Source organism: Streptomyces sp. NPDC029836 (genome assembly GCF_055574495.1).
The window spans coordinates 7532-29100 of the sequence record NZ_JBVHZI010000019.1 but is presented as its reverse complement, the minus strand read 5'-3'; the positions used below and the strand labels follow the sequence as shown (position 1 = coordinate 29100).

The 21569-nt window shown below is 73.3% G+C and carries 19 protein-coding genes; 13 read left to right on the top strand and 6 right to left on the bottom strand.

Annotation, left to right across the window (positions count from 1 at the left end):
- Positions 1–76: 76 nt before the first annotated feature.
- Positions 77–3220, bottom strand: a complete 3144-nt coding sequence (locus ACZ4XJ_RS33270; protein WP_468498339.1) for an AfsR/SARP family transcriptional regulator — start codon at positions 3218–3220, stop codon at positions 77–79.
- Between the two features lie 130 nt (positions 3221–3350).
- Here ACZ4XJ_RS33270 and ACZ4XJ_RS33265 point away from each other — a divergent pair, with 130 nt between their 5' ends.
- From ACZ4XJ_RS33265 to ACZ4XJ_RS33250, 4 genes are all read left to right on the top strand, one after another.
- Entirely contained in the window at positions 3351–4577 is a 1227-nt protein-coding gene (locus ACZ4XJ_RS33265) for an amidohydrolase family protein (RefSeq protein WP_468498338.1), read from the top strand.
- A gap of 126 nt (positions 4578–4703) precedes the next feature.
- A complete protein-coding gene (locus ACZ4XJ_RS33260) occupies positions 4704–4934 on the top strand; it encodes a type II toxin-antitoxin system VapB family antitoxin (RefSeq protein ID WP_362879416.1) in 231 nt (76 codons plus the stop codon).
- Positions 4931–5347: a PIN domain-containing protein gene (locus tag ACZ4XJ_RS33255; protein WP_468498337.1), complete on the top strand. Its 417-nt coding sequence runs from the start codon at positions 4931–4933 to the stop codon at positions 5345–5347. Before ACZ4XJ_RS33260 ends, ACZ4XJ_RS33255 begins: the two co-directional genes overlap by 4 nt.
- A gap of 159 nt (positions 5348–5506) precedes the next feature.
- Positions 5507–6358 (top strand): trypsin-like serine peptidase, encoded by an 852-nt coding sequence (locus ACZ4XJ_RS33250; protein WP_468498336.1) that lies wholly within the window; start codon positions 5507–5509, stop codon positions 6356–6358.
- A 116-nt stretch (positions 6359–6474) separates the two neighbouring features.
- Here the strand turns inward: ACZ4XJ_RS33250 and ACZ4XJ_RS33245 are convergent, their stop codons facing one another.
- From ACZ4XJ_RS33245 to ACZ4XJ_RS33225, 5 genes are all read right to left on the bottom strand, one after another.
- Entirely contained in the window at positions 6475–6915 is a 441-nt protein-coding gene (locus tag ACZ4XJ_RS33245; protein WP_468498335.1) for an NUDIX domain-containing protein, read from the bottom strand.
- Positions 6916–7065: 150 nt separating this feature from the next.
- Positions 7066–8292 carry an ABC transporter permease gene (locus ACZ4XJ_RS33240; RefSeq protein ID WP_468498334.1) on the bottom strand — a complete coding sequence of 409 codons (1227 nt, stop codon included), beginning with the start codon at positions 8290–8292 and terminating at the stop codon, positions 7066–7068.
- A complete protein-coding gene (locus ACZ4XJ_RS33235; protein ID WP_468498373.1) occupies positions 8292–8969 on the bottom strand; it encodes an ABC transporter ATP-binding protein in 678 nt (225 codons plus the stop codon). Before ACZ4XJ_RS33235 ends, ACZ4XJ_RS33240 begins: the two co-directional genes overlap by 1 nt.
- Before the next feature lie 77 nt (positions 8970–9046).
- Positions 9047–10174 (bottom strand): peptidoglycan-binding protein, encoded by a 1128-nt coding sequence (locus tag ACZ4XJ_RS33230; protein WP_468498333.1) that lies wholly within the window; start codon positions 10172–10174, stop codon positions 9047–9049.
- A complete protein-coding gene (locus tag ACZ4XJ_RS33225; RefSeq protein ID WP_362879406.1) occupies positions 10159–10689 on the bottom strand; it encodes a hypothetical protein in 531 nt (176 codons plus the stop codon). Before ACZ4XJ_RS33225 ends, ACZ4XJ_RS33230 begins: the two co-directional genes overlap by 16 nt.
- 89 nt (positions 10690–10778) lie before the next feature.
- Between ACZ4XJ_RS33225 and ACZ4XJ_RS33220 the strand changes: the two genes are divergently transcribed.
- From ACZ4XJ_RS33220 to ACZ4XJ_RS33180, 9 genes are all read left to right on the top strand, one after another.
- On the top strand, positions 10779–11444 hold the full coding sequence (locus ACZ4XJ_RS33220; protein ID WP_362879404.1) for a response regulator transcription factor: 666 nt from the start codon (positions 10779–10781) through the stop codon (positions 11442–11444).
- The gene (locus ACZ4XJ_RS33215) at positions 11441–12829 is read left to right on the top strand and encodes a sensor histidine kinase (protein WP_468498332.1); all 1389 of its coding nucleotides are present in this window, start codon (positions 11441–11443) and stop codon (positions 12827–12829) included. Before ACZ4XJ_RS33220 ends, ACZ4XJ_RS33215 begins: the two co-directional genes overlap by 4 nt.
- Positions 12830–12855: 26 nt before the next feature.
- On the top strand, positions 12856–13671 hold the full coding sequence (locus ACZ4XJ_RS33210; protein WP_362879400.1) for a hypothetical protein: 816 nt from the start codon (positions 12856–12858) through the stop codon (positions 13669–13671).
- A gap of 414 nt (positions 13672–14085) precedes the next feature.
- Positions 14086–15033, top strand: coding sequence for an LLM class F420-dependent oxidoreductase (locus ACZ4XJ_RS33205; protein ID WP_362879398.1), 948 nt, complete (start codon positions 14086–14088; stop codon positions 15031–15033).
- A gap of 10 nt (positions 15034–15043) precedes the next feature.
- Positions 15044–15829 carry an SDR family NAD(P)-dependent oxidoreductase gene (locus ACZ4XJ_RS33200; protein ID WP_362879396.1) on the top strand — a complete coding sequence of 262 codons (786 nt, stop codon included), beginning with the start codon at positions 15044–15046 and terminating at the stop codon, positions 15827–15829.
- A gap of 114 nt (positions 15830–15943) precedes the next feature.
- Positions 15944–17071 (top strand): LLM class flavin-dependent oxidoreductase, encoded by a 1128-nt coding sequence (locus ACZ4XJ_RS33195; protein ID WP_362879394.1) that lies wholly within the window; start codon positions 15944–15946, stop codon positions 17069–17071.
- Between the two features lie 190 nt (positions 17072–17261).
- Positions 17262–19001: an N-acyl-D-amino-acid deacylase family protein gene (locus ACZ4XJ_RS33190; protein WP_362879392.1), complete on the top strand. Its 1740-nt coding sequence runs from the start codon at positions 17262–17264 to the stop codon at positions 18999–19001.
- Positions 18998–20479, top strand: coding sequence for an aldehyde dehydrogenase family protein (locus ACZ4XJ_RS33185; RefSeq protein ID WP_468498331.1), 1482 nt, complete (start codon positions 18998–19000; stop codon positions 20477–20479). The genes ACZ4XJ_RS33190 and ACZ4XJ_RS33185 overlap by 4 nt, the downstream gene beginning before the upstream one ends.
- A gap of 255 nt (positions 20480–20734) precedes the next feature.
- The coding region (locus ACZ4XJ_RS33180) for a hypothetical protein (RefSeq protein WP_468498330.1) at positions 20735–21569 on the top strand (835 nt) is incomplete at its 3' end.

Below are 21569 nucleotides of genomic sequence, written 5' to 3'. Positions count from 1 at the left end.
AACCCATCGTGCCGGGCGGCGATAAACGAACGATGAACGCCGCGTCCATCCGGCGAAAAGCCCTGGTCGGCGCCGGTCAGGCGGCGACTTCCGTCGCCAGCAGGGCCCGTACTTCGGCCAGTTCGGCGGAGCCCAGCTGGGCGAAGACGGTCTCCGCGTCCCGCCAGCAGGCCCGCGCCCGGTCGGCCTGCCCGAGGGAGCGCAGCGCCTTGCCCAGGACGGTCAGCACCGTCGCCCGGCGCCATTCCCCACCGATCCCGCGCAGGGCGATGGCCTGCTCGGCGTGCTTGGCCGCCTGCGTGGGCCGCTGCGCCGCCAAGTGGGTCTCGGCGAGCCGGAAATGGGTCACGCCCTCCCACAACGGCTGCCGGTTCTCGTGGAACAGCGACAGGGCCTCGCCGAGCTGTGACAGGGCCTCGGTGAGCCGGCCCGCCTGGGTGAGCGCGATGCCCAGCGCGTAGCGGCCGTTGGCCAGGCGCAGGGTCAGGCCCATCCGGTCGTAGACGGCGATGCCCTGCTGCGCGAGGTCGATGGCGCTGGACAGCCGGCCCAGCCCGACGTGGATGCGGGAGAGGTTGCACAGGGCGCTGGCCTCGCCGACGCGGTTGCCGTCGGCCCGGAAGTTCTCGATGGCCTCCAGCAGGTAGCGCTCGCCGTCGGCGTACCGGCCCTGGTAGAGCGCGATGATGCCGCGGTCGTTGGGCGCCCAGCAGTTCGGCAGCGGGTCCCCGGCCGCGCGGGCCAGGTCCATGGCCTGCCGGGCCTCGTCGTCGGCCTCCGCGAACCGGCCCGCGAACAGGTGGACCATGGTCAGCGTGGTGCGGGCGCGGCCCTCGGCCCGCGGGTCGCCGGCAGTCCGCGCGGCCTCGCGCAGGGTCAGGGCGGCGGACTCGTACTGCTTGGAGTTGGCGCCCGACTCGGCGAGGTCCTTCGCCGCCCACAGCAGGTCCACGGCCCGGCGCAGCGCGTCACCGCGCGGGCCGTGGGGCGCCCCGGCGCCCGGCCGGTGGTCGGCCCGCGCCCCGGCGCCCGGCCCGTCCGCGGCCTGCGCGGCGGCCCGTACGGCGGCCTGGCGCACGCAGGCCAGCAGCGGGCCGGCCTCCGCGAACAGCCAGTCCAGCGCGGCGCGCGGGGCGGCCAGGACCAGGCCCGGGTGTCGGGTCGCGGACAGGTGGGCCGGGAGCCGGTCGCCGGGGCGCTCCAGCTCGTACACCCGGGAGGCGGTGGCCAGGTAGAAGTCCAGGAGCCGGTCGCGGGCGGCGTCCGGCGCGTCCGGGGACCGCTCGTCGCGGTCGGCGCAGGCCCGCGCGTAGAGGCGTACGAGGTCGTGGAAGCGGTAGCGGCCGGGCGCGGCCGACTCCAGCAGGGAGCAGTCGACCAAGGCCTCCAGGAGGTCCTCGGTGTCGTGCTCGGGCAGGTCGAGGACGGCGGCCGCGGCGCGCAGGGAGATGTCCGGGCCGTCGGCGAGGCCCAGCAGGCGGAAGGCGCGCTGCTGGGCGGGTTCGAGCTGGCCGTAGCCCAGCTCGAAGGTGGCCTTGACGGCGAGGTCCCCGGCCTGGAGTTCGTCGAGGCGGCGACGCTCGTCGGCGAGCTTGGCGGCGAGGACGGAGACGGTCCAGGTGCGGCGGGCGGCCAGCCGGGAGGCGGCGATGCGGATGGCGAGCGGCAGGAAACCGCAGGCGCAGACGACGTCGAGGGCGGCCTGCCGTTCCGCGCCCACCCGTTCGCCCCCCACGATCCGGGTGAACAGCTGTAACGCCTCGTCCGGACTCATCACGTCGAGGTCGACCAGGTGCGCCCCGGCGAGCCCCGACATGCGGACCCGGCTGGTGACGAGGGCGGCGCAGCCGGCGGTGCCCGGCAGCAGCGGACGGACCTGGGCGGCGTCGCGGGCGTTGTCGAGCAGGACGAGGACGCGGCGTCCGTCGAGGAGGGAGCGGTAGAGCGCGGCGCGTTCGGCGGGGGAGTCGGGGATGGAACTGTCGGGGGCGCCGAGCGAGCGCAGGAAGCAGCCGAGGACGGCTTCGGGCTCGACGGGGCGCGGGTCGGTGCCCTGCAGGTCGATGTAGAGCTGGCCGTCGGGGAAGAACGGCCGGGCGGCGTGGGCGACGTGCACGGCGAGGGTGGTCTTCCCGACGCCGCCTATGCCGGCCAGCGCGGAGACGGCCATGACCTCGCCCCCGGCCCCGGCGAGGATGTGCCCGAGTTCGCTGACGAAGGCGGCCCGGCCGGTGAAGTCCGGTACGGTGGCCGGCAGTTGGGCCGGGCGCACGGCGACGGGGGTGGCGGCCGGCGTCGGGTCCTCGGCGCGGGCCAGCTCGGTGTCGGCGCGCAGGATCCGCTGCTGGAGGGCGGCGAGCTCGGGGCGGGGGTCGACGCCGAGTTCGTCGGACAGCAGTCGGCGGGTGTCGGCGTACACGGCCAGGGCCTCGGCCTGCCGGCCGCTGCGGTACAGGGCGAGCATCAGCAGCTCGCGCAGCCGCTCCCGCAGCGGGTGCGCGGCCGTGAGGGCGGTCAGCTCGGAGACGGCCTCGGCGTGGTGGCCGACCTCCAGGTCCAGGTCGAGGCGGGCCTCCAGTAACTGGAGGCGCCATTCGGCGAGCCGGGTCCGCTCGGTCTCGGCGTGTGGGCCCGGGACTCCGGCGAGGGGCTCGCCGTCCCACAGGTCCAGGGCGCGGCCGAGCAGGGTCAGGGCGAGGGCGCGGTCCCCGGCGCAGCGCGCCCGGTCGGCGTCGGCGGCGAGGCCGCGGGCGATCGCGAGGTCGAGGGCCTCGGGCCGGCGCAGCCGGATCGCGTAGCCGCCGGCGTCGGTGACGAGCAGCCCGGGATCGAGGACCTTGCGCAGCCGGGAGGCGTAGGTGCGGATGGTCGCCAGGGCCTGCTGCGGCGGGTCCTCGCCCCAGATGGCGTCGATCAGCTCGGGTGCGGTGGCGGTGCGGCCGTCGCGCAGCAACAGCGCGGCGAGCAGGGCGCGTTGCTGGGGGCTCCCGGAGGGCAGCGCCTGCCCGCCGCGCCAGGCCCGTACGGGCCCGAGGACGGCGAACCGGTCGTCGCCGGGGGCGGGTTGGGGAGCGGCGGGAGCGGGAGCGAGGAAGGGGGCGGGGGAGGGGGCGGAGGCGGCCGGCGCCGGGCCGGACGGCGCGGGTCCGGCCGGGCCGGAGGTCGTCCGGGCCGCCTCGGGGTGGTTCCGCTGGTGCGGGATGGCCGGTATGCCGTCCATCGGTCGTCCCCCTGCCTTCCGTCGTTTGGGGGCCAGTCTGCCCTGTCTTGCGCGTACACGTCAGTCCGCAGCGGACCGTTCCGCCGCCAACTAGCTGACGGTTCGTCAGATCGGCGCTACGGTGTGAGGCATGGAGACCTTCCCGAAGATCATCTCGGTGGACGACCACACGGTGGAGCCCCCGCACGTCTGGCGGGACAGGCTCCCGTCCAAGTACCGGGACATCGGCCCCCGGATCGTCCGCGCCCCCCTCAAGGAAATGACCTTCCTCGGCGGCAAGTTCGCCCCCGTCATGGGAGCCCCCGGCGACGACGGACCCGTCGGCGACTGGTGGGTGTACGAGGACCTGCACCGGCCGCTCACCCGCCTCGACACCGCCGTCGGGTACGACCGTGACGAGATCAAGCTGGAAGTCATCACCTACGACCAGATGCGCCCGGGCTCCTTCTCGGTTCCCGAACGCCTCGCGGACATGGACGTCAACCACGTCCAGTCCGCCCTCTGCTTCCCCACCTTCCCCCGCTTCTGCGGCCAGACCTTCACCGAGGCCAAGGACCGTGAGCTGGGCCTGCTCGGCGTACGGGCCTACAACGACTGGATGGTGGAGGAGTGGTGCGGCCCCGAAGCCCGGGGCCGACTGATCCCGCTGACCCTCGTCCCGCTGTGGGACGCCCGCCTCGCCGCCGCCGAGGTCCGCCGCAACGCGGCCCGCGGGGTGCGCGCCGTCGCCTTCTCCGAGATACCGCCGCACCTGGGCCTGCCGTCGATCCACACCGACGACTGGGACCCGTTCCTCGAAGCGTGCGACGAGACCGGCACCGTCATCGCCATGCACATCGGCTCCTCGTCGCGGATGCCGTCCACCTCGGCGGACGCGCCGCCGGCCGTCGGCTCCACCATCACCTTCGCCAACTGCTGCTTCTCGATGGTCGACTGGCTGATGAGCGGCAAGTTCGAACGCTTCCCCCGACTCAGGATCATGTACGCCGAGGGCCAGATCGGATGGATCCCGTACATCCTGGAGCGCGCGAACGTGGTCTGGGAGGAGAACCGCGGCTGGGGCGGGGTCGCCGACAAGGTGCTGCGCCCGCCGTCCGAGTTGTTCGCCGAGCACGTCCACGGCTGCTTCTTCGACGACGCGTTCGGCTTGAAGAACCTGGACTCCATCGGCGTCGGCAACGTCCTCTACGAGACGGACTACCCCCACTCGGACTCCACCTGGCCGAAGTCCCGCGAGGTGGGCGAAGCCCAGATGGGCCACCTGGACCCGGACGTCGTGGACCGCATCGTGCGCGGCAACGCTATCGACCTGCTGGGGCTGACCCCGGACGGGTTGTGGGCGGGTCCGGGGGCGTAGGGGGCTCGGGCGAGGGGGCGGGCTGGGGGCGGCCGGGTCGGGCTGCAGAAACGATATCTCTTGACGTAGATCTTGATATCGTTTAAGTGTGGCCGGTCAGGTCCGCCCCTACGGAAGAGGTTCCCCGTGGCCCGAACCGTGATCGACGTCAATGACGACCTGCTGGCGGAGGCCGCGAAGATCTTCGGCACGAAGACGAAGGTCGCCACGGTGAACGCGGCCCTGGAGGACGCGGTCAAGCGCCGCAAGCGCGAGGAGTTCCTCAATTGGCTCGCCGAGGGCGGGCTGCCGGACCTGACCGGCCCGGTGGAAGAGGCGGTCGTCGAGACCGAGCGCGTGCGGGACAGGGCGGCATGACCGAGCGCTTCCTGATCGACAAGTCAGCCCTTGCCCGGTATCCCAAGCCGCCCGTCAACGAGGTCATCCATCCGCTCCATACGGCCGGCGTCCTTGCCGTTTGTGGTGCGGTCGAGCTGGAGGTGATGTCCAGCGCCCGGTCCAAGGCCGACGCGGACCGCGTCCGCGCCGGTCTCGGCGCCTTCGACTGGCTGTCGACGCCGGACGAGGCCTGGGACCGGGCGCTGAGGGTGCGGGAACAGCTGATCGTGGCGGGGAACTGGAAGGCCGTATCGCTCCCCGACCTGATCATCGCGGCCACCGCCGAGCGTCATGGAGCCACCGTCCTGCACTACGACGGCGACTTCGACATGATCGCCGCCGTCACCGGCCAGCCCACGCGCTGGGTCGTCCCGGCGGGCACGGCGGACTGACCTTCTCGGGGTGTCGGGTGACGGCCGGGTGTCGGCCGTCATGGGGCGGCCGTTCCGGCCGTGGCGGCGGGATCGGGCCGGCCGCAGGCCTCCGATCTTGCACCTCGGGCCGCCCCCGGGGCATGCTTCGCCGGGGCAAAGCGGGGAGGGATCGTGGCGGTGGACAAGCGGACCGTGGTGACTGCGGTGCTGTGCGCGTTGGCGGCGCTGGGCGCCTCCGCGGCGGTGGCGGAGTTGGCGCCACCACCCGAAGCGGCACCGTCCGCCCGGGCCAAGGCGGCCGCGCCTTCGGGCGCGCCCTCGGGAACCCCGACCGGGCCGTCGCGATCGCAAGCGTCGAAACCGTTGCTGGCGGACCAACTGCCGCCGGCCGTGACCCCGCAGCCGGGCGGACCCGCCGCCTACACCGGCGCCCTGTTCACCGGTGGCCTGGACGGCCAGCACTTCTGCACCGCGACCGTGGTCCGGAGCCCCGGCAGGAACCTGATCGTCACCGCCGGACACTGCCTCCTCGCGGGCAAGCAGCGCGACAGCGCCGGCGGAGCCGTCTTCGCACCCGCGTACGCGAACGGCGTTGCCCCGTACGGGACGTGGAAGATCGAAGAGGTCTTCGAGGACGACCGTTGGGCCGAGGACACGAACGACGACTACGACCTCGCCTTCGCCCGCCTCGCCCCCGACGACAAGGGTCGCTCCATCGAGGACGTCACCGGCGCCGCCGCCCTGGACGCCTCCGGCCGCGCCGGCGAGGAAGTCACGGTGACGGGCTACCCGTCCGACCGCAAGGTGCCCCGCACCTGCACGTCGACCACCGTCCGGCTCAGCCCGACGGAACAGCGCTTCGACTGCGCCGACTTCCCGGGCGGCACCAGCGGCAGCGCCTGGATCAGCCGCGACAGCGAGATCATCGGGATCCTGACGGGCGGCGACACCGACGACGTCTCGACGAGCACCATCCTGGGCGACTACGCCGCCCAGCTCTACGAGAAGGCCACCAACACGACCGGCTGACCCGCCCGCCGCCCGACCTGACACGGGTGGGCGGGTGGATGGGTCGATGCGCGGCGGGGCCCGGTACCGGTCCGGCGGGGTGCCGGAGCGGACGGGGTGCGTGACGGCTCCGCCGATCAGGCCAACAGGCCCAAATGGACGGGCTCCAGGGCCCGGTCGGAGAGCAGGGCCGGCAGCAGCGGGGGCCAGAGGGGCTCGCCGAGGGTGGCCAGGCGCTCCGGGGATACCCACTGCCAGTGGATGTCGGGGGCTTCGAGCACGGGTTCACGGGTGGGGCCGGTGGTGACGTAGATGTACTCGTGCTGGCGCACCGGAACGCCCTGGTGGGTGAAGTCGTGCTCCCAGGTGCACAGCAGCCGCTGCGGCTCCAGATCGGTCCACCCGGTCTCCTCGCGCAACTCGCGCCGCACGCACTCCTCGGGCGTCTCGCCCGGATCGATCCCCCCGCCCGGCGGCAGCCAGTGGATACCGACCTCGATGTTGTTCTCCCGGAACAGGAACACCGATCCGCTCGGGGAGAGAACGACAATGCGGGCCGCCTGACGTGGAGTTCTCATCGGTTCAGCGTACGACCGGGGGGCCGGGGAGAGGGAGGGGTGTGCGGTCGCGGGGTGCGGTGGGTGGGGGGCGTGGGCGGGGTCTTGGGGGAGGGGGCCCCGCCCCGAGCGACCCCACCCCCGACCCCGCCACCCCACGTGCCGCCGCCCCTACCCCGTCCGGAGGGCCAGCGTCGGGGAGAGGCGGGAGGCGCGGACCGCCGGGTAGAGGCCGGCCAGGGTGCCTATCGCCAGGGTGGCGGCGAAGCCGCCCGTCACGGCCCAGGGGGGGAGCACCCAGGGGAGGTCGCCCGCGCGGGCGTATGCGGCCGTCGCGGCTGCGCCCAGGGCGATGCCCGCGAGGCCGCCGAGGCCGGACAGGAGGAGGGATTCGGTGACGAACTGGATCCGGATGTGGCCCTTCGTGGCGCCGAGCGAGCGGCGCAGGCCGATCTCGTGGCGGCGTTCCAGCACCGAGATGATCATGGTGTTGGCCACCCCGACCCCGCCCACCAGGAGGGCGATGCCGCCCAGGCCGAGCAGGAGGGTGCTGAAGGCGCCCTCGGTGGCGGCCTTCGCCTGGAGCGCGGCCGACGGGTCCGTCACCGACACCGCGCTCGGGGTCTTGGGGTTCGCCGTCCGGGCGATGAGGTCGCGGACCTCCGCCACCCGGTCGTCCGCCGAGCGTTCGTACACCGCCGTCGGGTTGCCGTCGAAGCCGAGGAGCTCCTCCGCCGCCGTCCAGCCGACCAGGGCCGAGCGTTCGATCTCCGGGGCCAGCGGCACCGGTTCGAGGATGCCGGTCACCGTGAAGTAGCGGCCGCCGATGAAGACCTGCTGCCCCGGCGCGGTGATGCCCAGCCGCTGCGCCGAGACGTGTCCGAGGACCACCGACGGGTAGCGGCCGGTGGCGCCGTTCAGCCAGGCGCCGCTGCCCGTGCGGGCCCGCAGGGTGCCGAGCAGGTCGTCCTTGACGGCCTTGACCGCGATGCCGCCCGTTTCACCGGCCGGGATGTTCTCCGACCGGCGGACGGACTGCGCCACGTCACCGGTCGTCCCGACCGACAGGACCCCGTCGATCCGGCCGATCATGGCGGGGGCGTCCGGGGGGAGCGTGGTGTCCTGACCCGTGAACATGCCCTGCCCCGGGGTCGCGACGAGCATGTTCGTCCCCAGCTTGTCGAGCTCGCGCAGCAGCTTCGCCTGGCTGGACGAGGAGATCCCGACCACCGCGATCATCGTCGCGATGCCGATCGCGATGCCGAGCGCCGACAGGAACACCCGCATCGGCCGCGAGCGCAGCCCCGTCGAGCCCGCGTGCAGGACGTCCCGCGGGGTGAGTCGGGGCGGGACGAGTCGGGCGCGCCGGCCCGCACGGGTCCTCGTAAGGGAGCCCATCAGGCGGCCTCCGTCCCGGACGGGTTCCACACGTCGGCGACGATCCCGCCGTCGCGGATGCGGACCTGGCGGGGCAGGCTCGCCGCGATCCCGTGGTCGTGGGTGATCACGGCGATGGTGGCCCCGTCCTCGTTCAGTTCGCGCAGCAGCTCCATCACCGACCGGCCGGACGCCGTGTCCAGGGCGCCGGTCGGTTCGTCGGCGAGCAGCAGGTCGGGCCGGCCCGCCACCGCGCGGGCGATGGCCACGCGCTGCTTCTGCCCGCCGGACAGTTCGTGCGGCCGGTGGTCCGTACGGTCGCCGAGGCCGACCCGCTCCAGGGCGGCCGCCGCGCGGCGGCCGCGTTCGGCCCGGGGCAGGCCGGAGTAGAGCAGGCCCTCGGCGACGTTCGCGAGGGCGCTGAGGCCCGGTACGAGGTGGAAGGACTGGAAGACGAACCCGACGTGGCGCGAGCGCAGCGCCGACAGGGCCCGGTCGGACAGGGTCGCGATGTCGTGGCCCGCGATGGCGACGCGGCCGGCGGTGGGCCGGTCCAGGGTGCCGACGATGTGCAGCAGGGTGGACTTGCCGGAGCCGGACGGGCCGACGAGGGCGAGGAGTTCACCGTTCATGACGGTCAGGTCGATGCCTCGCAGGGCGGTGACCCCGCCGGGGTATTCCTTGGTCACCCCGGCCAGTTCGACGACGGGGTGCGCGTGCGCCTCCCCCGCCCGGACGGCCCCGGCCCCCGGGACCGCTTCGGTGATCGGTTCCGTCACAGCTTCGGCACCCCCACCCGCATGCCCTCCTTGAGGGCGTCGCCGGTCACCTCGACGCGGCCGTTGCCGAACATGCCGAGTTCGACCTTGACGTCGCGGGCGCGCCCGTCCTCGACGACCTGGACGCCGAAGCCTCCGCCGGGCAGCGCCAGCAGCGCGTTGACCGGTACGGACAGGACGCCCTTGCGGGTCTCCCCGGTGAGCCGCACCGACACGGGCGACTGGTCGGGGCCCTTGACGTCGCCCGGGCTGTCGAAGGTGACGCTCACCTCGACCTTGGCCTTCTTGTCGCCGCCGCCCGCACCGCCCCCGCCCCCGCCGCCGCCCGCGCCGCCGTTCGGGTCGTCGGTGCCGGCCGTGCCGCCGACGGCGTCGATCTTCCCGGAGGCGCCGGCGCCGCCGGGCAGCCGTACGGTCACCTTGTCGCCGATCCGCGCCGCTTCCGCCTTCGCCGCCTCCAACTGGAAGCGGGCGATCCGCTCGGTCCCGGTCACGGTCAGCACCGGCTTGCCCGGTCCCGCCTCGTCGCCGACGGCCGAGTCGTTCCGCTTGATGCGCTGGGGGCCGCTCGCGAAGGCGATGTCCTCCCTCGCGACCTCGCCCGTCTCCGGCACCTTGTGGGCCTTCTGCCAGCGCTTCACCGCAGCCGTCGTGCCCGTGGTGAAGGTGCCGTCCGAGGCGTCGAGACCGGTCCCCCAGCCGAGGGCGATCAGGTTCCGCTTCAGCTGCTTGACGTCGTCGCCCCTGTCGCCCGCCTTCAACGGCCGGTACATGGGCGTGGACCCGTACATCAGCCGCACCGGCTTCCCGTTGATCTCGTACAGCTTCGCGTCCCGCTCGACCGCCGAGCCCTCCGGGGAGGTCCAGGTCAGCACGCCCGGGCCGGGCGCGCTCAGCTTGCGTTCCAGCGCGTAGCCGAGGGTGCCCTCCACCTGGAGGCCCGCGCCGAGGTCGCCGCGCTGTACGGGGGCGGTCGCCGGGGGAAGCCCGTCGGCGCGCTCCTGCCGTCCGCCGTCGTCCCGGGGCTGGGCGAGGACGGCGTACCCGCCGCCCGAGGCGGCCAGGACGACCGCCAGGGTGCCCGTCAGCCACCTGCCGCGCCGCGCCATCAGGCCGCTTCGCACTTCTTCTGGGCCTCCTCGAAGGCCTTCTCCTGTCCTTTGGGGATCTCGATGCCCGACTTCATGCCGCCGGGCAGGTACTCGGGGTCCTTGAGGTCCACGCCGTTCCCGCGCATGCACTGGATCCAGCGCAGTTCCTTGTCCTTCTCCTCCTGCGTCGGCTCCTTGCCGGCGCCGGGGGCGTTCATCCCGCAGGCCTTCATCGCCTCTTCCATCTTCTGCGGGTCCGCGCCGCCGCCGACCGTCATGCCGTTCGGGTTCTGGCCCGGCTCCGGGTCCGGCGCGTCGATGCCGTGCTCGCGCAGGCACTGGCGCATCTTCACGGCCGCGTCCGCGTCGGCCCCGCCGTTGGTCCTGCCGACGCCCGCGCCTGCGCTGCCGCCGCTCGCGGAACCGCCCTTGCCGTCGCCGTCCTTGCCGTCGCTCCCGCCGGACGTGCCGCCGTTCGTGCAGGCGGTGACGAGGAGGGTCAGGCCGGTCAGCGCGGCGGCCGTGGTCATGGTCAGGGATCGCTTCATGGCCCGAGCGTGCGGGAAAGGGGGATTTCGCTTCTCTCTCGCAGTCCGCTTACAACGGCGAAATGTTCTCCTCCTGTAGAGAGGACGCCATGCGAGTTCTGGTGGTGGAGGACGAGGCGTTCCTCCGGGAGATGATCGCCGAGGGGCTGCGCCGTGACGCGCTGGCCGTCGACGAGGCGGCCGACGGCCTGGAGGCGCTGAACCGCCTGCGACTGGGGGACTACGACGTCCTCGTCCTGGACCGCGACCTGCCCGGGCTGCACGGCGACGAGGTCTGCCGTCAGGTGGTGCGCGAACGGTTGTTGACGCGGGTGCTGATGCTCACCGCCTCCGGGACCGTCCGCGACCGCGTAGAGGGTCTGGGGCTGGGCGCCGACGACTACCTCACCAAGCCGTTCGCCTACGACGAGCTCCTCGCCCGGGTCCTGGCGCTCGGCCGGCGCGCCCGGCCGGCGCTGCCGCCGGTCCTGGAACGGGCCGGGCTGGCTTTGGACACGGCCCGCCGCTCCGCCGCCCGCGACGGGCACCGGCTGGCGCTCTCGCGCAAGGAGTTCGCCGTGCTGGAGGCGCTGCTGCGCGCCGAGGGCGCGGTGCTGAGCAGCGACGACCTGATCGAGCGGGTGTGGGAGGAGGGCACGGGCTACAGCACGAACGCGGTCCGGGTCACCCTCAGCAAGCTGCGTGCCAAGTTGGGCGAGCCGCCGCTGATCGAGACGGTCCCGGGCGCGGGCTACCGGATCACCGGTCCGCGATGAGAGCGGTGCTCCACTCCGAGCGCGCCCGTCTCACCGCGCTCTACGGCACGCTGCTCGTGCTCGCGGGCGGCGGGCTGGTCGCGCTGGTCAACGTGCTGCTGCGCAAGGGGCTCGGATCGCGGGTCAGCGGCGCCGTCACCACCGTGATGCCCGGCATCCCGGTCGACGGCCGGGACCCCGCCACGGGCGAGACGGTGTTCGTACCGGCGCAGAAGCTGCCGCCGGGCGTCGCCCCGACCGAGGCGCAGCTCGCGCGGTGGGCGGCGACGCGCAACGTGTCCCGCGCCGCCGAACAGGCCGCGCTGCACGAGCTGACGGTGGTGTCCCTGGTCGCGCTCGCGCTGTTCGCGGTGCTGTCGGTGTGGCTGGCCTGGTGGATGGCGGGCCGGGTGCTGCGCCCCGTCGGCGTGATCACCGAGAAGGCGCGCCGGCTGTCGGGGGCGAACCTGCACGAGCGGATCGCCCTGCGGGGCCCGCCGGGCGAGCTGAAGCGGCTGGCGGACACGTTCGACGGGATGCTGGACCGGATGGAGGGTCTGGTCACGGCGCAGCGCCGGTTCGCCGCGAACGCGGCGCACGAGCTGCGGACGCCGGTCGCGGTGCAGCGGGCGGCCGCCGAGATCGGGCTGGCGGGGGATCCGGAGCCGCAGAAGGTGGCCCGGATCCGCGAGCGGCTCATCGCGGTGGCCGACTCCAGCGAGCACCTGATCGAGTCGCTGCTGCTGTTGGCGGTCTCCGAGGAGGGCCTGGAGTCGGCGCAGCCGGTGGACCTGGCGGCGCTCGCGACGACGGAACTGGCGGCGGCCTTCCCGGGCGAGCCGGCCGGCGCGGACCCGGGCACGGCGCAGGGCACCACCCGGAATGCCCCGCCCGCCCCCGCCCCGGGCCCCGGGCCGGGGGACGTCCCGGACGCCGCGCCGAGCACCTCCGACGGGCCGCCGGCCGCCGCCACCGGGCCGGGGAACGCCCCGCCCGCCCTGGTCCTCGTACGGGACCTCGCGCCGCTCACCGTGAGCGGGGACGGGGCGTTGCTCGGGCACCTGGTGCGGAACCTGGTGGCGAATGCCGTACGTCACAACCGGGCGGGCGGTCGGGTGGTCGTGGCGACCTCCGCCGACGGGGTGTTGACGGTGTCGAACACCGGGCCGCGGATCGCGGCGGCGGACGTGCCGCGGCTGCTGGAGCCGTTCCGGCGGCGGGCCGAGCGGCGTCATACCGCTGGTGAGGGCGCCGGTCTGGGTCTGTCGATCGTCGCCTCGATCGCGCGGGCGCACGGCGCGGAGCTGCTCGCGCGGGCCAACCCGGAGCCCGAGGGCGGGCTGACGGTACGGGTCCGCTTTCCGGTGGCACCGGGACCCGGGAGGGCGGGCGTTCGGCGGATCTGAAGATCACCTGATGTACGGTCGGTTCAATGAGCAAGCACGCCCGAGCCCGCTCCCGCACCCGTACGCGTCCGTCCGCCGCAGGCCGACCGCAACGGGCCGTCACCGTGGCCGCGTTCCTCGGACTGTTGGCCTTCGGCGCCGGCTGGCTGTACGCGCTGCACGAGCCGCCCGGCGCCCCGGCTCCGCAGACCCGCTCGGACGCGCGCCCGCAGACCGCCGACCGGGCGGCGCGGACCGTGCAGCGGACCGACCCGTTCCAGGGATTGCCCGGCATCAGCGCGGACACCCGCGCCCGGATCCCGGCGGACTCCCGGCAGCTGGTGCTGGTCACGGGCAAGGCGAAGGGCTCCTCGGAGTCGGCGGTCGCCCTGTACACGCGGCCCGCGCCGGGCGCGGACTGGACGCGGTCCGCGCAGTGGGCGGGCCGCAACGGCGCGAAGGGCTGGTCGACGGAGCGCGCGTACGGGGACCTGACGTCCCCGCAGGGCGTGTTCTCCCTCACCGACGCGGGCGGTCTGCTGCCCGCCCCGCCCGGCACCCGGCTGCCGTACGACCGGGACGCCTCGTTCGTCGCGTCGGGCCGGGGCGTGAACGGCGAGTCCCTGGCGGGTTCCTTCGACTACGTCGTGGCGATCGACTTCAACCGCAAGCAGGGCGTGTCCCCGCTGGACCCGGAGAAGCCGGACGGCGAGGGCAAGGGCGGCAACATCTGGCTGCACGTGGACCACGACGGCCCCTCGCAGGGCTGCGTCGGCATCCCGAAGGACGCGATGCGGACCCTCCTGACGACCTTGGACCCGGCGGCGAAGCCGATCATCGCGATGGGCCCCGAGGGCTTCTGACCGTACGGACGGGCCGGGTGCGGCGTCGCGCGACGCCGCACCCGGCCCGTCCGTTTCCCGCTCCGCCCGCTCCGCCCGCTCCGCCCGCTCCGCCCGCTCCGCCTGCTCCGTCCGCGCCCCGCGCCCGCCCCGATCGCACCACCGCGCCGAGCCCGCGCACCCGTACGCCGGCACCTCCGCGGCCCCCTCCGTTTCCGCCGGGACCGCGCCGCCCCTCTTGCCTGACGAACCGTCAGCTACGACGATGGCCCCGCAGCCCCCGGGCGCGTCGACGGCGCGCTTCGCCGCGCGCGTCGCCGTCCGCTTCGCCGCGCGCGTCGCCGTCCGCGTCGACAGCGCGCCGGGGCGGACGACCGGCGGACGACCGGCAGGCGCCGGCAGACAACCGGCAGACGAAGGCGAGGCGGGTCCGGCATGACACGCGTGTTTCCGGAAGGCCGGCTGGCGTACGGGATGCAGCTCCCGATCCAGTCGCAGAGCACCATCTACGCCGAACCCTGGGAGGCCTCCGCCGGCGCGGTCGACCTCGCCGAGGTGGCCCGAGCGGCGGACCGGTCCGGGTTCGGGTACGTGGCCACCTGCGACCACGTGGCCGTCCCGCGGCGCCTCGCCGGCCCGATGAGCACCGTCTGGTACGACCCGGTGGCCACCCTGGCCTTCCTCGCCGGGATCACCGAGCGGGTGCGGCTGCTGAGCCACGTCGCGATCGTCGGCCTGCGCCACCCGCTGGTCACCGCCAAGCAGTACGCGACGCTCGACCACCTCAGCGGGGGCCGGCTCATCCTCGGGGTGGGGGCCGGTCACGTCCAGGAGGAGTTCGAGGTGCTCGGCGTCGACTTCGAGCGCCGCGGCGCGGTGCTCGACGAGACCCTGGACGCCCTGCGCGCCGCCCTGGGCCCCGAGGAGTACCCGGAGTTCGCGGGCGAGCGGTTCTCCTTCCGCGACCTCGGCCAGCTGCCCCGGCCCGCCCAGGCGCGGATCCCCGTGTGGATCGGCGGCTCCTCGCCGGCCGCGGTGCGCCGGGCCGCCGTGCGCGGCGACGGCTGGCTCCCGCAGGGGGACCCGCGGGAGAAGATCCCGGGGCAGGTCGCCCGCATCCGCGAGCTGAGGGAGGCAGCCGGCGTCACCGGGCCCTTGGAGATCGGGGCGATCACCGAGGCGCTCTACGTCGGCGAGCCCGGCTGGGACACCGGCCGGCGGGCCCTCACCGGTAAGGCGGAGGCGCTCGCGGAGTCCCTCCGCGAGTACGCGGCGCTCGGCGTGGACCAGATCCAGGTCCGTTTCCGCAGCCGTGACCGGAACGAACTCGTGGACCAGATCACCGCTTTCGGGGCCGAGGTGGCTCCGCTCCTCAACGACTAGGGGCACGGGCATGGGCAAGCTGGACGGGCGCGTCGTCATCATCACGGGTGCGGCGCGCGGACAGGGCGAGCAGGAGGCGCGGCTCTTCGCCGCCGAGGGCGCCAAGGTGCTGCTGGGCGACGTGCTCGACGAGCAGGGGGCGGCCGTCGCCAAGGAGATCGGGGAGGACCGGGCGCGCTACGTCAGGTTGGACGTGAGCCGCGAGGGGGACTGGGCGGCCGCGATCGCCGCCGCGAAGGAGGCGTTCGGGCCGGTGAGCGGCTTGGTCAACAACGCGGGCATCCTGCGGTTCAACGAGCTGACGGCGACCCCGCTGGAGGAGTTCCAGCAGGTCGTCCAGGTCAACCAGGTCGGGGCCTTCCTCGGCATCAAGACGGTCGCCCCGGAGATCGCGGCGGCGGGCGGCGGGACCATCGTCAACACCTCGTCGTACACGGGGCTGACGGGCATGGCGTACGTCGGCACGTACGCGGCGACGAAGGCGGCGATCCTCGGCCTGACCCGGGTGGCGGCGCTGGAGCTGGCGGCCAAGGGGATACGGGTGAACGCCATGTGCCCGGGGGCGGTGGACACCCCGATGGCCAATCCGGGCCTGCTGGACCCGGCCGGGATCACGGACGAGGCCAGGGACGCGATGGCCGAGCTGTACAAGCGGGTCGTGCCGATGGGCCGGGTGGGGCGGCCGGAGGAGGTGGCCCGGCTGGCGCTGTTCCTGACCGGTGAGGACTCCTCGTACATCACCGGCCAGCCGTTCGTCATCGACGGCGGCTGGATGGCGGGCGTCAGCATCCTCTAGCCACGGCCCCCGTATCTGATGGAGCGTCAGGTATTGACGCTCACGCCCCGGCGGTGGAACAGTCGGGACATCGAATCTGACGCAGCGTCAGAAATTAAAGGACGGTGAACCCCCTTGGAATTCGGGCTCTTCGTGCAGGGATACGTGGCCGAGTCACGGTCCAGGGTCGACCCCGAGGCAGAGCACAAGGCGCTGATCGAGGAGACCGAGTACGTCATCCAGGCCGACAAGTCGGGCTTCAAGTACGCCTGGGCCTCCGAACACCACTTCCTGGAGGAGTACTCCCACCTCTCCGCGAACGAGGTGTTCCTCGGCTACCTCGCGCACGCCACCGAGCGCATCCACCTCGGCTCCGGCATCTTCAACCCCCTCGCCCCGGTGAACCACCCGGTGAAGGTCGCGGAGAAGGTCGCCATGCTCGACCACCTCTCCAAGGGCCGTTTCGAGTTCGGCACCGGCCGCGGCGCCGGCAGCCACGAGATCCTCGGCTTCCTGCCCGGCATCGAGGACATGAACGGCACCAAGGAGATCTGGGAGGAGACCATCGCGGAATTCCCCAAGATGTTCCTCCAGGAGGAGTACGAGGGGTTCCAGGGCAAGCACTGGTCGCTGCCGCCGCGCAAGATCTTCCCCAAGCCGTACGGCAAGGCGCACCCGGCCATGTGGTACGCCGCCGGCTCCCCCTCCTCGTACGCCATGGCGGCGAAGAAGGGCCTCGGCGTCCTCGGGTTCAGCGTCCAGAAGGTCTCCGACATGGAGTGGGTGCTGGAGCAGTACAAGACGGCCATCCAGGAGGCGAAGGCCATCGGCGCCTTCGTCAACGACAACGTCATGGTCACCTCCACCGCGATCTGCGCCGAGACCCACGACAAGGCCGTCGAGATCGCCGTCAACGCGAACATGAACCGCTTCCAGTCGCTGGTCTTCCGCTACCACGACACCTTCCCGCGGCCCGAGGCCATACCGCAGTGGCCCGAGCTGCTCCCCGAGTACAACGCGGAGATCATCGAGCTGCTGATCGCCGAAGAGCTGATGATCTGCGGAGACCCCTCCGAGGTCCTCCAGCAGTGCAAGCGCTGGGAACAGGCCGGCGCCGACCAGCTGTCCTTCGGACTGCCGACCGGGGTGTCGTACGAGGACACGATGACCACCATCAAGCTCCTCGGCGAACACGTCATCCCCGAGATCGACACCGACCCCGTCCACCGCACCACCCGCTTCCGCGAGGCCGCCGGCTCCTGACGGCACCCACCGCACGGGGGCGGCGTCTTCCCGGACCGCCACCCCGCACCGGCCCCGGCCGGAGGTCGCCACGGGCCGCGGCCGGCCCGGCGCCCTCCGGCCGGGGCAGCGGCGCGCACGCCGCACGCGCACCCCGCCGCTCCGGCGGCGGCGCACGCCGCGACCACACCGCACCCGCTGAAGGGACGCCATGCTCGACCACCTGATCAAGGGCGCCACCGTCGTGGACGGCACCGGCGCCCCCGCGCGCGTAGCCGACGTCGGCATACGGGACGGCCGGATCGCCGCCATCGGCGCCCCCGGCACCGTCACCGAAGAGGCCCGCACCACCGAGGACGCGACCGGCCTCGTGCTGACGCCCGGCTTCATCGACCCGCACACCCACTACGACGCCCAGCTGTTCTGGGACCCGTACGCCACGCCCTCCATGAACCACGGCGTCACCACCGTCGCCGGCGGCAACTGCGGCTTCACCCTGGCGCCGCTGAACCCGGACCGCCCCGAGGACGCCGACTACACCCGCCGCATGATGAGCAAGGTCGAGGGCATGGCCCTCAAGGCCCTCGAAGAGGGCGTCGACTGGACCTGGTCCACCTTCGGCGAATACCTCGACGCCCTCGAAGGGCGCATCGCCGTCAACGCCGGCTTCATGGTCGGCCACTGCGCCCTGCGCCGGCACGTCATGGGCGCCGACGCCGTCGGCGGCCAACCCACCCCCGAGCAGCTCCGGCAGATGCTCGACCTCTTCCACGACGCCATGAACGCCGGCGCCTGGGGCCTGTCGACCACCCAGTCCTCCACGCACTCCGACGGCGCCGGCGAGCCCGTCGCCTCCCGGCACGCCGGACCCGCCGAACTCCTCGCGCTGTCCCGCGCCGTCGCCGAGCACGAGGGCACCCAGCTCGAAGCCATCGTCGCGGGCTGCCTCGACCAGTTCTCCGACGAGGAGATCGACCTCTTCGTCGACATGAGCGCGGCCGCCGGCAGGCCCCTCAACTGGAACGTCCTGACCATCGACGCCTCCGTCCCCGAACGCGTCCCCCGCCAGCTCGTCCCCAGCACCCGCGCCCGGCAGGCCGGCGGCCGCATCGTCGCGCTGACCATGCCGATCCTCACCCCGATGAACATGTCGCTCGGCACCTTCTGCGCCCTGAACCTCATCCCCGGCTGGGGCGAGGTCCTCGGCCTGCCCGTCCCCGAACGGATCGCGAAGCTCCGCGACGCCGACGTACGCGCCGAGATGCTGCGCCGCGCCGACAGCAAGGAGGCCGGCGTCTTCCGCCGGCTCGCACACTTCGGCCGCTACGTCATCGGCGACACGTACAGCAAGGAGAACGAGGGCCTGTCCGGCCGCGTCGTCGACGACATCGCCGCCGAACGCGGCCTGGACGCCTTCCACTGCCTGGTCGAGATCTGCGCCAACGACGACCTGCGCACCGTCCTGTGGCCGATGCCCACCGACAACGACCCGGCCAGCTGGACCCTGCGCGCCGAAACCTGGCAGCACGAGGACGTCATGCTCGGCGGCTCGGACGCCGGCGCCCACCTGGACCGGATGTGCGGCGCCCCGTACACGACCCGCTTCCTCGGTGACTGCCTGCGCGGCCGCAAGCTCGTCCCCCTGGAACAGGCCGTCAAGATGCTCACCGACGACCCCGCGCAGCTCTTCGGGCTGCGCGAACGCGGCCGCGTCACCGAGGGCTGGCACGCCGACCTGGTGCTGTTCGACCCCGAACGCATCGAGGCCGGCCCGGCCACGCTCGTGCACGACCTGCCCGGGGACAGCCCGCGCCTGGACGCCCGGGCCATCGGCATCGTCTCCGTACGCGTCAACGGCGTGGAGACCATCCGCGACGACGAGGTGACGGGCGCCGTCCCCGGCACCGTGCTCCGTTCCGGCCGGCACACCAGGACGGTGAGCACCCGATGAGCGCGGACGCGAGCGGGACGCCCCAGCGGCTCTGGATCGGCGGCGAACGGGTCGAGCCCGCCGGCGGGCACTACGAGGTCATCAACCCGGCGGACGAATCCGTCGTCGGCCTCGCCCCCGAGGCGGGCCGCGCCCAGGTGGCGGAGGCCTGCCGGGCGGCGGCGGAGGCCTTCGGCGCCTGGTCCCGCACGACGCCCGAGGCGCGGGCGGCGATCCTCGACCGGGCCGCCGACATCATGCAGCGGGAGTACGAACCCTGGGCGGCGCTCGCGCGGGCCGAGACCGGGGCGCCCACCGGCATCGCGCGCGGCATGCAGGTCGGCGTGGGGGTGTCCCGGTTCCGGCGGTACGCCCGGGGCGCCCTGGAACCCGTCGAGAAGGCACTGCCCCCGCAGGTCACCGAGGCCGGACCGATGGGGCGGGCGGCTATCCTCGGCGCCCTGGAGGTCCGCCGGCCCGTCGGGGTCGTCACCTGCGTCACCTCGTACAACAACCCGTGGGCCAACCCGGCGGGCAAGGTCGCCCCGGCCCTGGCCATGGGCAACACGGTCGTGGTGAAGCCGGCGCCGCAGGACCCGCTGTCCGTGTTCAAGATGGCCGAGGCCCTCCACGAGGCCGGGGTCCCCGCCGGCGTCGTCAACGTGGTCTCCGGCACGTCGGTGGAGGTCGGCGAGGCCGCCGTGGACTCCCCGGACGTGGACATGGTGTCCTTCACCGGCTCCACCGCCGTCGGGCAGCGCATCGCCGAGGTGTGCGGACGGACGATGAAACGGCAGCTGATGGAGCTCGGCGGCAAGGGCGCGGCGATCGTCCTGGACGACGCCGACCTGGACTCCGCCGTCCTGGGCATCGGCACCACCTTCTCCTTCTACAGCGGACAGATCTGCACCGCCCCGACCCGGGTCATCGTGCACCGCTCCGTGTACGCGGAGCTCGTGGAGAAACTGACCGGCTACCTGGCCTTCATGAAGGTCGGCGACCCGGCCGAACGCGGCACCGTCGTCGGGCCGGTGATCTCGGCGGCGCACCGCGACCGGGTGGAGTCGTACGTCGAACTCGGCCGCAAGGAAGGGGCTCGGATCGTCCACGGCGGGGAACGCCCCGTGGTGGGGGCCGGTCGTGGCTTCTGGGTGGCGCCGACCCTGCTGGTGGACTGCACGAACGACATGCGCGTGGTGCGCGAGGAGATCTTCGGCCCGGTCGTCGTGGTCGTCCCCTTCGACGGCGGCGAGGACGAGGCCGTCGCGCTGGCCAACGACAGCGACTTCGGGCTGCTGTCCTACGTCTGGTCCGGGGACTCGGCGCGCGCCTTCCGGGTGGCGGGGCGGCTCCGGGCGGGCGGCGTCGGCATCAACACGATCGGCCGGAACATGGAGGCGCCGTTCGGCGGCTTCAAGCAGTCGGGCGTGGGCCGTGACGTGGGCTCGTACGCCCTGCACGCCTACAGCGAGGTCCAGTCGATCGTCTGGCCGGGCTGAGGCGGGGCCGGGATCCGCGACCGGGGGCCGTCCGCATGAGCGTGCCCCCGGTCGACACCCCGGGAAGGGAGGGGGAGCATGGGAAGGGCAGGGCATCGTCCGGCCTTCAGGTTGCCGCCGGAATGAAGCGACGGCCGGGGTTCAGGGGAAAGCGCACCCGTCCGCCCCCAGGTCACAGCTCTGTGCCCCGGCGATGAGCAGAGGCGGCTTTCCGGCGGCCCGCCTCTCCCGCCAGTCCCTGATGGGAGCACCATCATGCATCTGTCCACCAGACGCGCCTCGATTGCGTTGATCGCGTCCTCGTTCGTACTGTCCGGCGCGTTCGCTTTCGCGAGCACCGCCCAGGCGGTGCCCTCCGCAAGCTGCACGGTGACGCCCGGTCCCGGAAACGACGTCACCGTCACCGGTGAAGGTTTCACGGCTCCGCGAAAGCTCCAAGGCGGTGGAACGAACATCACCGTGAACCCCGTGGGAGGGGCGTTCAAGGTGACCCGCCCCAAGGCCGAGTCCTTCACCGTCGTCGCCGTCAACGAGGGTCAGACTCCTACCTTCTCCAACTGCAGGATGGTTACGGGCGGGAAGACCGGCGGAGCCCAGGGCAACGTGCAGGGCAACGTCCAGGGCAAGGCCCAGGGCGGCGGAGCGCAGGGCAACACCCAGGGCAACACGCAAGGGAACACGCAGGGCAACGCCCAGGGGAACACGCAGGGCAACGTGCAGGGCAACGCCCAGGGCAACGTCCAGGGGAACGTCCAGGGCAACGCCCAAGGCAATGCGCAGGGCAACGCTCAGGGCAATGTTCAGGGCAACGCCGCTGGTGGCGGGGCCCAGGGCAATGTCCAGGGCAATGTTCAGGGCAAGGCCGAAGGCGGCGGGGCCCAGGGCAACGCCCAGGGCAATGTGCAGGGCAACGCCGCTGGTGGCGGGGCCCAGGGCAATGTCCAGGGCAATGTTCAGGGCAAGGCCGAAGGCGGCGGGGCCCAGGGCAACGCTCAGGGCAATGTGCAGGGCAACGCCGCTGGTGGCGGGGCCCAGGGCAATGTCCAGGGCAATGTTCAGGGCAAGGCCGAAGGCGGCGGGGCCCAGGGCA

What these genes read in the sequence shown, in the direction of transcription:
- ACZ4XJ_RS33240 (WP_468498334.1), bottom strand. Translation starts at nt 8,292, where the DNA reads ATGGGCTCCCTTACGAGGACCCGTGCGGGCCGGCGCGCCCGACTCGTC.
- ACZ4XJ_RS33270 (WP_468498339.1), bottom strand. Translation starts at nt 3,220, where the DNA reads ATGGACGGCATACCGGCCATCCCGCACCAGCGGAACCACCCCGAGGCG.
- ACZ4XJ_RS33205 (WP_362879398.1), top strand. Translation starts at nt 14,086, where the DNA reads ATGACACGCGTGTTTCCGGAAGGCCGGCTGGCGTACGGGATGCAGCTC.
- ACZ4XJ_RS33200 (WP_362879396.1), top strand. Translation starts at nt 15,044, where the DNA reads ATGGGCAAGCTGGACGGGCGCGTCGTCATCATCACGGGTGCGGCGCGC.
- ACZ4XJ_RS33255 (WP_468498337.1), top strand. Translation starts at nt 4,931, where the DNA reads ATGACCGAGCGCTTCCTGATCGACAAGTCAGCCCTTGCCCGGTATCCC.
- ACZ4XJ_RS33215 (WP_468498332.1), top strand. Translation starts at nt 11,441, where the DNA reads ATGAGAGCGGTGCTCCACTCCGAGCGCGCCCGTCTCACCGCGCTCTAC.
- ACZ4XJ_RS33265 (WP_468498338.1), top strand. Translation starts at nt 3,351, where the DNA reads ATGGAGACCTTCCCGAAGATCATCTCGGTGGACGACCACACGGTGGAG.
- ACZ4XJ_RS33225 (WP_362879406.1), bottom strand. Translation starts at nt 10,689, where the DNA reads ATGAAGCGATCCCTGACCATGACCACGGCCGCCGCGCTGACCGGCCTG.
- ACZ4XJ_RS33245 (WP_468498335.1), bottom strand. Translation starts at nt 6,915, where the DNA reads ATGAGAACTCCACGTCAGGCGGCCCGCATTGTCGTTCTCTCCCCGAGC.
- ACZ4XJ_RS33185 (WP_468498331.1), top strand. Translation starts at nt 18,998, where the DNA reads ATGAGCGCGGACGCGAGCGGGACGCCCCAGCGGCTCTGGATCGGCGGC.
- ACZ4XJ_RS33190 (WP_362879392.1), top strand. Translation starts at nt 17,262, where the DNA reads ATGCTCGACCACCTGATCAAGGGCGCCACCGTCGTGGACGGCACCGGC.
- ACZ4XJ_RS33210 (WP_362879400.1), top strand. Translation starts at nt 12,856, where the DNA reads ATGAGCAAGCACGCCCGAGCCCGCTCCCGCACCCGTACGCGTCCGTCC.
- ACZ4XJ_RS33220 (WP_362879404.1), top strand. Translation starts at nt 10,779, where the DNA reads ATGCGAGTTCTGGTGGTGGAGGACGAGGCGTTCCTCCGGGAGATGATC.